Source organism: Polynucleobacter sp. MWH-P3-07-1 (assembly GCF_018687555.1).
Classification (GTDB): Bacteria; Pseudomonadota; Gammaproteobacteria; order Burkholderiales; family Burkholderiaceae; genus Polynucleobacter.
The window spans coordinates 70,127-83,683 of sequence record NZ_CP061296.1 but is presented as its reverse complement, the minus strand read 5'-3'; the positions used below and the strand labels follow the sequence as shown (position 1 = coordinate 83,683).

Below are 13,557 nucleotides of genomic sequence, written 5' to 3'. Positions count from 1 at the left end.
TCTGTCCCATTTAAATTGCCGAGCCCTGATTGAAAGTCATTTATTCAGGGACAGAGTCAATAATTTACTAGGAAACGCTTTGAGCAGCTTCAGTCACCGTTTTATCTTTTTTAGGGCGCCCCCGATGCCGAATTGCCAGCTGATCTGGTCGTTCCTTAAGCAACTTTAGAGCCAGGGTGTCGCTCAACCAGGGCTTGGAACGCAATAGAGTCTCGGTAATTTGTCTATCCTCCCAATGTGGCGCGCCCTCCTTGATAAACCCCGCCCAAGCCATTTGACGCTCAAAGGGGGTATTGCCTAGCTTCCAAAAAGATTCATGGTCCACTAGCCAGGGTTCTACTTTTTGTCCAACATGCGATCCGTAGCTAGTCCAAGTCGAATCTTGAGGGCTAGATTCAAAACCTGCACGTACTGGATTCAATTCGATATAGCGCTGACAACGCAAGAAATAGCTCGGATCAATCAGTGACGAACGAAAACGCCCTTCCCAAATCGTGCCAGAGCGATGATGCCGTTGATTGAAATACTGCGCATAGCGCCGACCTAGCGACTGCATGGTCTTGGCTAATGAATCCGCTTTCGTAGGCGTCAGCAATATATGCACATGATTGGGCATCAAGACAAAAGCATGCACTAAACAAGAAAATTGTTTTGCGGCTTCTTTTAACCAGTCTAGATAGATTCGTCGATCTTCCGCCGTAAAGAAAAGTGTTTCGCGATTGTTGCCCCTGACCATGACATGCATCGCCTGTCCAGGAATCACCATGCGTGCTTGTCGCGCCATCTGCTCAAATTTTATTGAAGTTCGCGCACACCGCCATTAGGCGAAAACTCAGGGATAAACCAATCTCCATCGAACTGAGTAACGCCATCAGGTACCTCGCGAGATTCTTGCGGAACTCCTTTTAAGGCAACCCCCATATAGGAGATCCACATTGGCAATGCAAGTCCGCCGCCTGTTTCTTTATCGCCCAAACTTTCTGGCTTATCAAAACCAATCCAAGCAATCGCAACAATCTTTGGGTTGTACCCTGCAAACCAAGCATCATGAGATTCATTGGTAGTACCCGTTTTTCCTGCAATATCGTTACGGCCAAGCTTAGCGCGTGCGCTAGCAGCTGTTCCGGTTTTGGTGACTTCTTGCAACATACTGTCCATCACAAAAGCTGTGCGCTTATCGAGCACTCGGGTTGCATCTTCACCGGCACGTGTTGGCTTTGCTTCGAATAACACATTACCTTTTGTATCAATCATCCTATCAATCAAGTAGGGCTCTACTTGATAGCCGCCATTTGCAAATACGCTGTAAGCAGACGCCATTTGCAATGGCGTTACTGAGCCCGCGCCTAATGCCATCGTGAGATACGGTGGGTGCTTCTCGGGATCAAAGCCAAAGCGCTTTATATATTCTTGTGCATACGAAGGTCCAATAGCACGTACGATTCTGACCGATACTAAATTCTTTGACTTTGCTAAAGCATTGCGTAAACGCATCATGCCGTCATATTTACCATCATAGTTTTTAGGCTCCCAAGATTGACTTCCAGTCTCTAGGCTACCAATCGACAAAGGTGCATCGTTCACCATGGTGCTAGGTGAGAAGCCTTTTTCCAGAGCAGCGGCATAAATGAATGGTTTAAATGATGAGCCTGGTTGGCGCCATGCTTGTGTCACGTGATTAAACTGGTTGCGCCTAAAATCAAAGCCGCCAACCAAAGATAAAATTGCACCATTCTGGGCATTCATAGAAACAAATGCTGCCTCTACTTGAGGTAGCTGCGCCAGTTTCCAGACGCCATCATCTGCTTGTAATAAACGCACTACAGATCCAGGACGAAGCTTCTTCTTAGGCTGCGCATTGTCAGTCAAGGAGGCACTTGCCAATCTCAATGCGTCGCCCTTCAAGGTAATGACGTCACCCGTTGAAATAATGACTTGCATCTCCTTCGGTTTTGCATCTAAGACTATCCCGGATTGCAAATCATCTAACTGGGGATAGGCTAATAATGCATCATCAATTGTGCGCTGGCGTTTTGCAGGATCATCTGGCAAGTCAACAAATCCCTCTGGCCCGCGATATGCATGACGCAAATCGTATTCAAAGATTCCACGGCGCACTGCTTTATATGCAGCATCCTGATCTGCCTTAATTAAGGTGGTGTAGACATCGATACCCTGCGAATAAATGGCCTCACCATATTGGGCATAGAGTAATTGACGGACCATCTCTGCTGGAAAATCTGCCCGCGTACTAAATTCATTACCCAGTCCACGAATATGTAGCTCTTCACCAATTGCCTTTTGATACTCCTCAGGCGTGATGTAACCCAAATCTCGCATACGACCCAAAATATAGGTCTGACGCATTTTGGCTCGACGGAAATTGGTCACCGGGTTGTATGCTGATGGAGCCTTAGGTAGACCTGCCAACATTGCTGCCTCTGCAGTGCTGATGTCCTTCAAGTCTTTTCCAAAATAGATTTGCGCAGCACTGGAAAAACCAAAGGCGCGTTGGCCCAAAAAGATCTGGTTCATATATATCTCCAGAATCTTGTCCTTACTTAGTTGTGACTCAATTTCCCATGCGAGCAAAATTTCATAAATTTTTCTACTAAAGGTTTTTTCATTACTCAGAAAGAAGTTTCGAGCAACTTGCATCGTAATTGTGGAGGCGCCCTGCGCAAGATGGCCGCGCATATTTGCCACCCCTGCCCGCAAAACGCCGATATAGTCCACGCCGCCATGTGAGTAGAAACGGTCGTCTTCGGTAGCAATGACAGCATTCCGCATCACCAGAGGCATATCAGCCAAGGGGATCACCTTGCGACGCTCCTCTCCAAACTCACCAATGAGAACCTTGTCAGCGGTATACACGCGTAGTGGGGTTTTGGGGTTGTAATCTACTAGGGCAGAAATCTTGGGCAAATTTGGCTTGGCAATCAAAAAAGCATACCCCAGCAACAGCACGAACATCAGCCCGACTGCCATCCCCATCACGAATAAAGCCTTAATTAAGGGGCTGCCTGATTTAGCAAATGCAGGGGGATTTGCTCGAAAATCACGTGGACGCCGATTGGGCTGAGGATTGGACCGCTGATTCTGCGGTGGCCGGTCTTTTGGGGGGAGAGCCATAAGTACAAATTATAGGCGTCACCACCTCGGCTAACCATGTTTTCTGACGTCAATCTCAGCTTAGGCCGATGGTTTTTTCTGGCTACCTGCCCAAGAATATGGCATGCCTACACGCCATATTTCTTCCCAATCTTTTGATGACATTTTGAGTGAGCTTGGAGACGATCCAGCCATCCCGGATCCTCAAGCCATTCGCAAACCCCATGCCCCTCAAATTGATCCTCAAGTCAGCCGGCCCACATCATTTCCGCACGCCAAAAAACCACTTTTTCAGGATAGGCTCCCACCCCATTCAGGCATCGTTCTGCTTTTATTAGGGGGTCTTTTGCTTTGCATTTCAGGCGCATTTCTGACCTATTGGTGGCTGAGCCCAATATCAAGTCCAGAAGAAAATCCGGTCCTTTTAAAGCTTGAGAAGGACTTAAAAAACTTGGCTGTAGAGATTGAAGGCATCCGGAAGGATCAGGAAAATGAAATTGATGATCTCTATTTGGCAATAGATGAAATGGAAGTGAGTGTTCACTCATTAAATAAATCAAAGGGCTCAGTCTCAGCTCTACCTAAGGCAAAAATCGCCTCAGATGAACTGCTGCTTCAATCCTGGCGCTTTCTGGGCAGCGCTGAAATCGGCGGCACTCACCAAGCCCTTTTCAATAATGGCAAAACCAATCTTTTCATCAACAAGGGTGATTTCATTTTGGGATCTTGGCGCCTCCAGGATATTAAAAAAGATGAGGCCTTGCTAATGAACTCTGAAGGCAAATTATTGACCCTGAAAGCTAAAACCAGTCGATGAAAAAGGCGCTTATAAAGGGGTTGATTTGCCTTAGTTTTCTATGGCTTTGGAATAAGCCCATCTGGGGGAATACATATCAAGAGAGTTTTTCTCAAACCTTGATTAGTTTGGATTTTCCTCAGATCGAGCTGCGGGATTTATTACAGACCTTGGCGCGCATCGGGAACACCAACTTTTTACTGAGTGAATCCATTCAGGGGGATATTTCGATTGACCTGAAAAATACCCCTTGGCACACTGCCCTGCATTCAATACTCGCTAGCAGAGGTCTACGGCTTTTGCGGCATGGCGATATTTACTGGATTGGGCCTCATTCTGAAATTCAGGCATTTCAGAAATATCGCCGAGAAGATGCTGCCCTTCCTTTTGGGGGCGATCATGTCAATAGCCCAAGGCAAATATTGATTGAGGCTCGTATCGTAGAGGCAGACCAGCGATTTGCCAGGGAACTGGGCATGAAGCTAGCCTACGAGGCGAAAAATACCTCGCCTCAGGATACAAAAACCTTTTCGGGAAATATCGATTTATCTGGTGCAGGATTGAATGGCTTTAACCCGGCCTCGCTTGCTGCAACCCTAATTTCTCCTGATGCTAGCCGACTATTGCAACTAGAACTCTCCGCATTAGAGTCAGATGGGCAGGGGAAAATTCTCTCCAATCCGCGAATCATGACTGGCGATCAGGTGAAAGCAACCATTGAGCAGGGTACTGAATTACCCTATCAAGTGAGCAGTCAAAGTGGGAGCAAGTTGCAATTTAGAAAGGCGAATCTCCGCTTGGAGGTGATGCCTAAAATTCATCCCGACGGAAAGATTTCTATGCTCGTAGGAATCAATAAAGACACTGTAGGCATGAAAACTGAGCAGGGTTACGCGATCGACACCAAAAACCTCAGTTCTGAGGTTACGGTTGAAAATGGCGGTACAGCCATTATTGGTGGCATCTTTCAAACTACCGAGCGTGAGGATGAGGTCAAAATTCCTGTATTGGGGGATATCCCCTTACTTGGTCATTTATTTCGCCATAAGTCGAAGCTGCAAGACAAAACCGAGCTCTTGGTCTTTCTAACTCCTACCGTCTTAGATAAACCCTAATAAAATCAGAGAGTGAACTCTTCAAGCAATAACATCTTTCTGATTGGTCTTATGGGTGCCGGTAAGTCAACCGTCGGAAAACTGTTAGCTAAAAAATTGGGTAGGCAATTTATCGACGTCGACCATGTTATTGAAGAACGTTGTGGTGTCAAGATTCCCCTCATTTTTGAAATGGAAGGTGAAGCTGGATTTCGCAAACGTGAAGCGCAAGCACTAGATCATGCAAGCTTGGGCACCGGGATTGTTTTGGCGACTGGTGGTGGCGCAGTTCTGCTTCCTGAAAATCGTCAACTTTTACGCGAACGAGGTACGGTGGTCTACCTTCATGCAAACCCCGTTGAACTCTGGCATCGCACTAAAGGGAGTGATGCCCGCCCTTTACTGAAAAATGGTGATCCTCGCAAGATTCTGGAAGAGCTCTACACCTTTCGGGATCCGCTCTATCGTGAAATCGCCGATCATATTATTGAAACTGGCAAACCTAGCGTGAATCAATTGGTTCATACTTTAATGATGCAACTTGAACTCTCCTAATGAAAACACTGACAGTTGATCTCGATCAAAGAAGCTATCCGATTTATATTGGCTCTGACTTAATTGATCGCCCAGAACTATTTGAAGCTTGCTCAAAAGCCAGCTCTATTTATATCGTTACCAATACCACGGTGGCGCCACTCTATGCAGAGCGTCTTAGCAAAACGCTAGCAACTTTTGGAAAGTCAGTTAGAACCATTACGCTCCCTGATGGAGAGTCTTTTAAGGACTGGAAAAATCTTCAAACCATCTTTGATGAACTTCTCAAGCATGGTGCAGATCGACAGGCTGTTCTTGTTGCACTAGGTGGTGGAGTCATTGGCGATATGACTGGATTTGCTGCAGCGAGTTTTATGCGGGGCATCCGCTTTATTCAAGTACCGACTACGCTGCTGTCTCAAGTAGATTCTTCGGTTGGCGGAAAAACTGGCATTAATCATCCGCTGGGCAAAAATATGATTGGAGCCTTTTATCAGCCTGTGGCGGTAGTCGCTGATCTAAATACTTTAAAAACTTTACCCCCTCGTGAACTCTCAGCAGGCCTCGCTGAAGTGATCAAGCATGGGGCTATTGCCGATGCTAGCTTCCTAGACTGGATTGAAGCCAATACAAACGCGCTACTAGCCTGTGATATCGAAGCAATGTCGCATGCCGTTTTGCGCTCCTGTGAAATTAAGTCAGCCGTCGTGTCTGCGGATGAGAGAGAAGGTGGGGTTCGCGCTACGCTCAATTTTGGCCATACCTTTGGTCATGCAATTGAAGCCGGCATGGGCTATGGAGAATGGCTACATGGTGAAGCCGTTGCCTGTGGCATGGTGATGGGCGCCAAACTTTCCTGCCTTCTACAAAAAATTACCCAAGCTGATGTCGATCGCTTGACCCGCATTATTCATGCAATGCATCTTCCAATCACAGCTCCAAAGTTTGGCGCTGAGCGCTATATCGAGTTAATGCAGGTAGATAAAAAAGCAGAAGGCGGACAAATTCGTTACGTACTGCTAGAGCAAATTGGTAAAGCATATATGTCGACTGCCCCTCATGAGGCAGTCCTTGAAACTTTGCTAGCGACTGGCGCTGCCTAATCTAGGCTTGTAAAGTAATCTTCACCGGAATGCCAGCCTGAGTACTAGCAAATTCAGATAAATCACCCATCAGCTCTCGACCTGTTTTAGTGTCAAGCCATAAGGGCTTACTGAGTGTTCCTGACCAGCGATAGTGATAACCACCCGACTTTGCAGCAACCCAAATTTCATGCAATGGGGGCTGAGTATTAACAACAATGACGCTGCGATCCCGAAAGCGGATATTGATGACATTGCCACCTTGGCGCTCAATATCTAAATCTAGATCGAGTTCTTCATCGGCAGCTTCCAAAGCAAGTTCGATCGATTGCAAAACTTGTCCTCCGAGCAGGTGAAACTGTTTGTCATCAATCTTTTCTACATTAAGCTGATTTGGTGTCATCGTGGAGTCCTGCATGCTATATTCAATCATTCGTTTTAGAGATATTCATGATAGCGATTCTTATCAGAACCTTACTGATTACCCTCCTAATGTCCCTAGTGGGATGCGGGGTTAGGGGACCACTTTATTTGCCAAATGTGCCACCAGAACCAATACCGCCGAGTGCGCCTGAGCCTCAAGGAATTCTGTATCCTCCTCCTGCCACAAGCAACCCCAACCCTCCTCCTGCGCCACAATGACTAAAGCAATCCCCCTGCCCCACTTGAATGGATTTACAGAGCGAAACGGTGCTTGGTTTGCCGAGGAAATTCCATTGGCGGATCTGGCAAAAGAGTTCGGCACCCCACTCTATGTCTACAGCAAAAAAGCACTGACTGAAGCCTATCAAGCCTATGACCGCGCCTGTATTGATGCAAAGGGTGAGCGGCGCGCTCGGATTCATTACGCCATGAAAGCCAACAGCAACTTAGCAGTAATTGATTGCTTTAAAAATCTCGGCGCTGGTTTTGATTTAGTCAGCGGGGGTGAACTGGCTCGCGCTCTTGCGATTGGTGCGGAACCTACCAGTCTAGTATTTGCAGGCGTCGGCAAGTCTGCCGCAGAAATTGCTCAGGCCCTTAAAGTCGGTGTGAAGTGCATTAACGTGGAATCTATTGCAGAACTCCACAAAATTAATCGTGTTGCAAAAGAACTTCATTGCCGCGCCCCGATTTCATTGCGCGTCAATCCAGATGTCGATGCACAAACCCATCCTTATATCTCTACTGGACTTAAGGGAAATAAATTTGGCATTGCCTATTACGAAGTTTTAAAAACCTATCGTGAGGCAGTTCAGCTTTCCCAAATTGATATTGTCGGAATTGATTGCCATATCGGCTCTCAAATTACGATGACCGCGCCATACTTAGATGCACTCGATAAAGTGCTAGATCTCGTTGAGCAGCTCAAAAAAGAAGGCATCATCATTCATCATCTGGATTTAGGTGGTGGCCTCGGAATTGCTTACAGCTCAGAAACGCCACCGGATATTACTGAGTTCACTGATGCCTTATTGAACCGTGTTGCCCAGCGGGGCTTTGGCCACCTCGACATCATCCTAGAGCCTGGTCGATCCCTAGTAGGTAACGCCGGAGTTCTGCTCACGCAAGTGGAATACCTCAAGCCTGGAACCGAAAAAAACTTCTGTATTGTCGATGCAGCAATGACCGAGTTGTTGCGCCCCGCCCTATATGAAGCGCATCATGGCATTGTGCCAATTGAGACAAAGTCAGCCAAGGCTGTTGTCTATGATGTTGTTGGGCCTGTTTGTGAATCTGGTGACTGGCTTGGTAGAGATCGTGCGCTAGCTGTTGAGGAAGGTGATGTATTAGCGATTCTTTCTGCGGGCGCATATGGCTTTGTCATGGCCTCAAACTACAACACACGTCCCATGCCTGCTGAAATCTTAGTGGATGGAAAAAATGTGCATCTGGTTAGAGAACGTCAAAAAGTTCAAGACCTTTTTGCAAACGAACAAGTTGCACCAAAATAATTCAGGAACTTCTGGACAATAAAAAACCCCGCAACTTCTGCGGGGTTTATTTTTTATGGTCGCCGTAAATTAATGTAAGCCAGCGATGTAATCTGCAACTGCTTTCATTTCTTTTTCAGAGAGCTTGCCAGCAATGGTGTTCATCATCGGTCCATTTAAACGAATTCCATCATGGAAAGCGGTTAACTGAGCGCTGGTGTAATCAGACCACTGACCGGATAACAATGGATATTGAGCTGGAATTCCAGCGCCATTGGGGCTATGACAAGCCGCACAGGCTGGGACACCCTTGGATGCAATGCCACCACGGTAGATGCTCTGACCAAGCTCAATGGTGTCTTTATTTTGAGCAACACCCTGGGAAGGCGTCTGCTTAGCGAGGTAAGCGCCAATATTAGCCATATCTTGATCAGTTAAAGGCATTGCCATGCCCATCATGATCGCATTGGCGCGAGTACCCTCTTTGAAGTTATGTAGCTGTTTAGCAATATAAGCAGCATGCTGACCAGCTAATTTAGGCCATGTCCCAACAGCACTTTGACCTTTTGGGCCATGGCAAGTAATACAGGCCACTACGCCACGAGTGGCATCACCGCCGTTATAAAGGGCCTCGCCTGCAGCTGGATCAACGACTGGTTTGCTTGGTGCAGCTTGGGCGGCGGGCGCAGGTTCTTCAGCTTTAGCACCAATCGAAAGGCTCAAGCCTAGAATGAGGGAAATAGCTAATAACCCAGTTAATTTGGAGATTTGAGAGCTTTGACGCATTATGTTTACCTTGGCAAAAATTCCTAAAAGTGTTTGGGCCCTACATTTACAACTTTTTACCCAACACCATGAGATATTTCATGATTTTGCGTGATTTTACAATAGCTTCTCGACATGTCTAAACTCTTTCAAGCCCGATTCTCGACCACAGTCAATGACACCCATTGCCTACCCAGCACGCCCTTACGTGAAGTAGCCTTTGCGGGTCGGTCAAATGCGGGTAAATCCAGCGCAATTAATGTTCTTTGTAACCAAAAACGGCTCGCTTTTGCCAGTAAAACCCCCGGTAGAACCCAGCATATCAATTATTTTGGCTTATTTGCCAAAGATGATCTTTTGGCCTATTTGGTGGACCTGCCAGGATATGGCTTTGCTGCCGTAAATCATGAAACCAAATATCACTGGAATACGCTTTTGAGCGACTACCTCCAGGAAAGAGAGCAATTGGTAGGGATGGTTTTAATTGTGGATGCTCGGCGAGGAATTACTGAGCTTGATGAGCAGATGATTCAGTGGTTTGTTCCTACCGGAAAACCGATTCATATTCTGCTTAGCAAATGCGACAAGCTCAATAACAGCGAATGCAAACATACTTTAGAGGCCGTTAGAAAACAATTGCAGCAATACGACCCAAAACTTCCCGAGGGTACGGGAGAATCCGAGCAACTTACGGCACAATTATTTTCCAGCACCAAACGGATTGGGCTTGAAGAAGCCGATAATCTGATTATTCAATGGCTATTTGAAGCAAAAACTCATGAAGATGAAACTACCAACTAATCCTTTGCTGCATTTTCCAGCGCATCGTCCCCGTCGTATGAGACGCAATGATTGGTCTCGCCGCCTGATGCAAGAAAATAGTCTCAGTGCGGATAATTTAATCTACCCGGTTTTTTTACTAGATGGTAAAAATCAATCGGAGGCAGTCGCTTCAATGCCAGGAGTCAATCGACTATCACTTGATTTGCTTCTACCCATTGCGCAAGAGTGTGTTGATCTCGGCATTCCGGTATTGGCACTCTTTCCAGTAATTGATGCGTCCCTCAAAACTCCCGATGGTAAAGAGGCAACGAACCCCAATGGTTTGATTCCAAGAGCAGTAAGGGAGCTAAAAAAACAATTTCCTAATTTAGGAATCATGACTGATGTCGCCTTGGATCCCTATACCAGTCATGGCCAAGACGGTGTATTAGATTCTGACGCTTACATTCTCAATGATGAGACCACGGCAATCTTGGTGCAGCAAGCGCTCACACAAGCTGAGGCGGGGGTCGATATTGTTGCGCCATCCGACATGATGGATGGACGCATTGGAAAAATTCGTGAAGCGCTTGAACAAAAAGGTTTAAGTCATACTTTGATCATGGCTTACTCTGCAAAGTATGCTTCCGCCTTCTATGGACCATTTCGTGATGCAGTTGGCTCAGCAAAAAATTTAGGTAAGGCCGATAAAAAAACTTACCAGATGGATCCTAGCAATAGTGATGAAGCTCTGCGAGAAATTGCTCTCGACATCAATGAGGGCGCTGATATGGTGATGGTTAAGCCTGGTATGCCCTACTTAGATATTGTGCGTCGAGTAAAAGATGTTTTTGAATATCCCACTTACGCTTATCAAGTGAGCGGTGAATACGCCATGCTCAAAGCTGCTGCCCAAAATGGTTGGCTTGATCATGATGCAGTCATGATTGAATCACTCATGGCGTTCAGGCGTGCTGGCGCAGATGGTGTTTTGACCTACTTTGCCCTAGAGGCTGCGCGCTATCTTAAAGCCAAAGCATAATTAATTTTTAACTGCAATCTCTGCAAGCGCCTTAGCAAAAGGCTCTGGGGACATATAGCCAACGATTCTGTTTTGCTTGAGCTCACTTGCTTCTGCGTTAAAAAATAAAATGGCAGGTGGGCCAAATAGGCCAAAACGTTTGAGTAGTTCTTTATTCTCGGGAGTATTGCTAGTCACATCTGCCTGCAGCAAGACAAAATTATGCATTTCTTTACCAACTTCAGGATTGCTAAAGGTATTGAGCTCCATCTCCTTACAGCTGATACACCAGTCCGCATAAAAATCCAATAGCACGGGGCGCTTAGCTTGTTTTGCTAAAGCCAGTTGCTGGTCTAATTCTGATACGGAGTCAATCATTCTGAAATGAAGCTCGCCAAGCTGTCGAATCACTTGCCCATTTTGTTTGGCACTAGAGTCAAGGAATAAGGGGCTTGCAACCCAAATTGCCGTGAGTACCAACAACATGCCTAAGGCACGCTGTAGCCACACCATCCAAATGCCAGTAGCTGGAATCAAAATCCGCGCTTCTATGGCAATGAAAAATAATGGCAATCCCATGCCCAGCGCCATTACAAACAAAAGCCCAGCCCCTAGAGTCATCGATCCTGTCTGCGCGATAAAACCAAGCACTCCAGCTAAGGGCGCAGTGATGCAGGGGCTTGCAACCAAAGTTGAAATTCCGCCCAAGGCGAACGAACCCACAATACTACCGCCCTTCTGTTTACCAGCAATTCGATCGATTAACTGATGCCAAGAATGCGGTAGTCGCAGTTCATAAAAACCAAATAGGCTTCCCGATAAACCCAAGAGAAGACATGCAAATAAAATCAGTGCCAGCGGGCTTTGAAGAGCCCTTTGAGCGCTACCGCCCAGAGCTGCCATAGCAACACCCGCTAGGGAATAGAGCAAGGCCATGCCCAATATATAGGCAAGCGCCAGAACACTTGCGCGCGATTTAGAAACCACCCTTCCTGCTTGTCGCCCAAAAATGACACTCGACATAATTGGCAACATGGGCAATACGCACGGCGTAAAAGCCAAAGTTAAGCCCAGCAGAAAGAATGCCAAGAAGAGATAGCCAACTGAAGTCTGCTCTAAAAAGTCACTAATAGCGTGAACGTCTTCTCTGTCATTCCATAGATCAATCAAGTTGGTCGATTTTTTTATCTCTTCCGGACGAGCGCCATTGTCTAATAGAGGCCCTACTCTGACTCCAGGCGCAGTCAGCAAGAAATGCATCGTCATCGGCGGATAACAAATACCTGCCTCTGCACAACCCTGAAGCTCGACCTCAAGATAGATAGGCTGGTTTTTAGCGTTAGCAACCGGAATAAGGACCTCAAAAGCTTGCTTATAAATCTGTAATTTTTTATTAAAAGTAGGATCAAACTTTTCAATACCAACAGGTAGATTGGGGGTGACTACTGAAAGTTTTTTCTGATCCCTTCCCGCCTGAAAGCGTAGGGACTCTTTGTAAAGGTAATATCCTTTAACTGGCGCGAACTGAACCTTGATTTGATTGCTATTCACTGGCCATGAAGCCTCAACTAAAAATGCTTGCTCGGGTGGTAAAAAATCGGGGCCAGCTTGGGCTTGATTCAAAAACAAGCCTAAGATAAAAATACTACTCAGCAAGGATTTCAAATATTTAGTCATTTACTCTCTAGCTCAGCTTCAATCCATTTTCCATATTGCTGCTCATAATCTATTGGTGTAAATGCCATTATTTCAGGTAAGTCATAGGGATGATTATTATGGATAAAGGTGCGAATCTCCTCCCAATTTGCTGCGGTTGTTTTAGCTGATAACAACACTTCATTCTCTTCGCAAATTTTGCCATCCCAGCGATATATTGAATAAAGCCCCTGCTGGATCTGAACACAGGCTGCTAGGCGATTCTCGACTAACTGTCGAGCGATAGTCTGCGCTTGTTCAAGTGTTTGAAAGCTTGTTGTCACAACGAGCAGTGAAATATTTGGAGTCATAGCCTTGGCACTGATAACAAAATGAAAAAAGCCAGACCGGAGCCTGGCTTTTCAATATACCCGAAGGACTTAAGCTTCTTCGGCTACAACAGTTTCTTCAACTTCAGGGCGATCAACCAACTCAACCAAAGCCATTGGCGCATTGTCGCCAACGCGGAAGCCAAACTTCAGAATACGAAGGTAGCCACCTGGACGAGTTGCATAACGTGGTCCAAGTTCAGTAAAGAGCTTGGCAACGATATCGCGATCGCGGGTACGATTAAATGCCAAACGACGGTTTGCCAAATTATCTTTTTTACCCAAAGTAATTAAAGGCTCAACAACCATGCGCAATTCTTTTGCTTTTGGCAGAGTCGTTTTAATGACTTCATGCTCCAAAAGTGAGTTGGACATATTACGTAGCATCGCTAAGCGGTGCGACGAAGTTCTGTTGAGTTTGCGTAAGCCGTTTCCGTGACGCATGATACTTCCTT

15 protein-coding genes are annotated in these 13,557 nt (G+C 46.2%); 8 read left to right on the top strand and 7 right to left on the bottom strand.

Annotated elements, in window-relative coordinates; all coding sequences use genetic code 11:
• Nucleotides 1–67 precede the first annotated feature (67 nt).
• Both ICU98_RS00495 and ICU98_RS00490 read right to left on the bottom strand, forming a co-directional pair.
• Nucleotides 68–784 carry a transposase gene (locus ICU98_RS00495; RefSeq protein ID WP_215352225.1) on the bottom strand — a complete coding sequence of 239 codons (717 nt, stop codon included), beginning with the start codon at nt 782–784 and terminating at the stop codon, nt 68–70.
• A gap of 11 nt (nt 785–795) precedes the next feature.
• Entirely contained in the window at nt 796–3,132 is a 2,337-nt protein-coding gene (locus ICU98_RS00490) for a penicillin-binding protein 1A (RefSeq protein ID WP_215352223.1), read from the bottom strand.
• Between the two features lie 103 nt (nt 3,133–3,235).
• Between ICU98_RS00490 and ICU98_RS00485 the strand changes: the two genes are divergently transcribed.
• The 4 genes from ICU98_RS00485 to aroB are packed head-to-tail and all read left to right on the top strand — an operon-like array spanning nt 3,236 to nt 6,638.
• A complete protein-coding gene (locus tag ICU98_RS00485; RefSeq protein WP_215352222.1) occupies nt 3,236–3,928 on the top strand; it encodes a hypothetical protein in 693 nt (230 codons plus the stop codon).
• The gene (locus tag ICU98_RS00480) at nt 3,925–5,022 is read left to right on the top strand and encodes a type II and III secretion system protein (RefSeq protein WP_215352221.1); all 1,098 of its coding nucleotides are present in this window, start codon (nt 3,925–3,927) and stop codon (nt 5,020–5,022) included. Before ICU98_RS00485 ends, ICU98_RS00480 begins: the two co-directional genes overlap by 4 nt.
• A 51-nt stretch (nt 5,023–5,073) precedes the next feature.
• The gene (locus ICU98_RS00475; protein ID WP_215337027.1) at nt 5,074–5,556 is read left to right on the top strand and encodes a shikimate kinase; all 483 of its coding nucleotides are present in this window, start codon (nt 5,074–5,076) and stop codon (nt 5,554–5,556) included.
• Nucleotides 5,556–6,638, top strand: coding sequence for a 3-dehydroquinate synthase (gene aroB / locus ICU98_RS00470; protein WP_215352220.1), 1,083 nt, complete (start codon nt 5,556–5,558; stop codon nt 6,636–6,638). The genes ICU98_RS00475 and aroB overlap by 1 nt, the downstream gene beginning before the upstream one ends.
• Before the next feature lies 1 nt (nt 6,639).
• Here the strand turns inward: aroB and cyaY are convergent, their stop codons facing one another.
• Nucleotides 6,640–7,020: an iron donor protein CyaY gene (gene cyaY / locus ICU98_RS00465; RefSeq protein WP_215352219.1), complete on the bottom strand. Its 381-nt coding sequence runs from the start codon at nt 7,018–7,020 to the stop codon at nt 6,640–6,642.
• 47 nt (nt 7,021–7,067) lie between these two features.
• On the opposite strand from cyaY, the gene ICU98_RS08955 reads away from it, so the two are divergent.
• Entirely contained in the window at nt 7,068–7,259 is a 192-nt protein-coding gene (locus tag ICU98_RS08955) for a lipoprotein (protein WP_371818425.1), read from the top strand.
• Nucleotides 7,256–8,551, top strand: coding sequence for a diaminopimelate decarboxylase (gene lysA, locus ICU98_RS00460; protein WP_215352218.1), 1,296 nt, complete (start codon nt 7,256–7,258; stop codon nt 8,549–8,551). The genes ICU98_RS08955 and lysA overlap by 4 nt, the downstream gene beginning before the upstream one ends.
• A gap of 69 nt (nt 8,552–8,620) precedes the next feature.
• Here the strand turns inward: lysA and ICU98_RS00455 are convergent, their stop codons facing one another.
• Nucleotides 8,621–9,316: a cytochrome c gene (locus ICU98_RS00455; RefSeq protein ID WP_215352217.1), complete on the bottom strand. Its 696-nt coding sequence runs from the start codon at nt 9,314–9,316 to the stop codon at nt 8,621–8,623.
• A 114-nt stretch (nt 9,317–9,430) separates the two neighbouring features.
• Here ICU98_RS00455 and yihA point away from each other — a divergent pair, with 114 nt between their 5' ends.
• Nucleotides 9,431–10,096, top strand: coding sequence for a ribosome biogenesis GTP-binding protein YihA/YsxC (gene yihA, locus ICU98_RS00450; RefSeq protein ID WP_215336715.1), 666 nt, complete (start codon nt 9,431–9,433; stop codon nt 10,094–10,096).
• Nucleotides 10,074–11,099 (top strand): porphobilinogen synthase, encoded by a 1,026-nt coding sequence (gene hemB / locus ICU98_RS00445; RefSeq protein ID WP_251365347.1) that lies wholly within the window; start codon nt 10,074–10,076, stop codon nt 11,097–11,099. Before yihA ends, hemB begins: the two co-directional genes overlap by 23 nt.
• Here the strand turns inward: hemB and dsbD are convergent, their stop codons facing one another.
• The 3 genes from dsbD to rplQ all read right to left on the bottom strand — a co-directional run bounded on the left by dsbD (nt 11,100) and on the right by rplQ (nt 13,546).
• Nucleotides 11,100–12,755: a protein-disulfide reductase DsbD gene (gene dsbD, locus ICU98_RS00440; RefSeq protein WP_215352216.1), complete on the bottom strand. Its 1,656-nt coding sequence runs from the start codon at nt 12,753–12,755 to the stop codon at nt 11,100–11,102.
• Nucleotides 12,752–13,084, bottom strand: coding sequence for a divalent-cation tolerance protein CutA (gene cutA / locus ICU98_RS00435; protein WP_215352215.1), 333 nt, complete (start codon nt 13,082–13,084; stop codon nt 12,752–12,754). The genes dsbD and cutA overlap by 4 nt, the downstream gene beginning before the upstream one ends.
• A 69-nt stretch (nt 13,085–13,153) precedes the next feature.
• Nucleotides 13,154–13,546: a 50S ribosomal protein L17 gene (gene rplQ, locus ICU98_RS00430; protein ID WP_215336709.1), complete on the bottom strand. Its 393-nt coding sequence runs from the start codon at nt 13,544–13,546 to the stop codon at nt 13,154–13,156.
• Between the last annotated feature and the right edge of the window lie 11 nt (nt 13,547–13,557).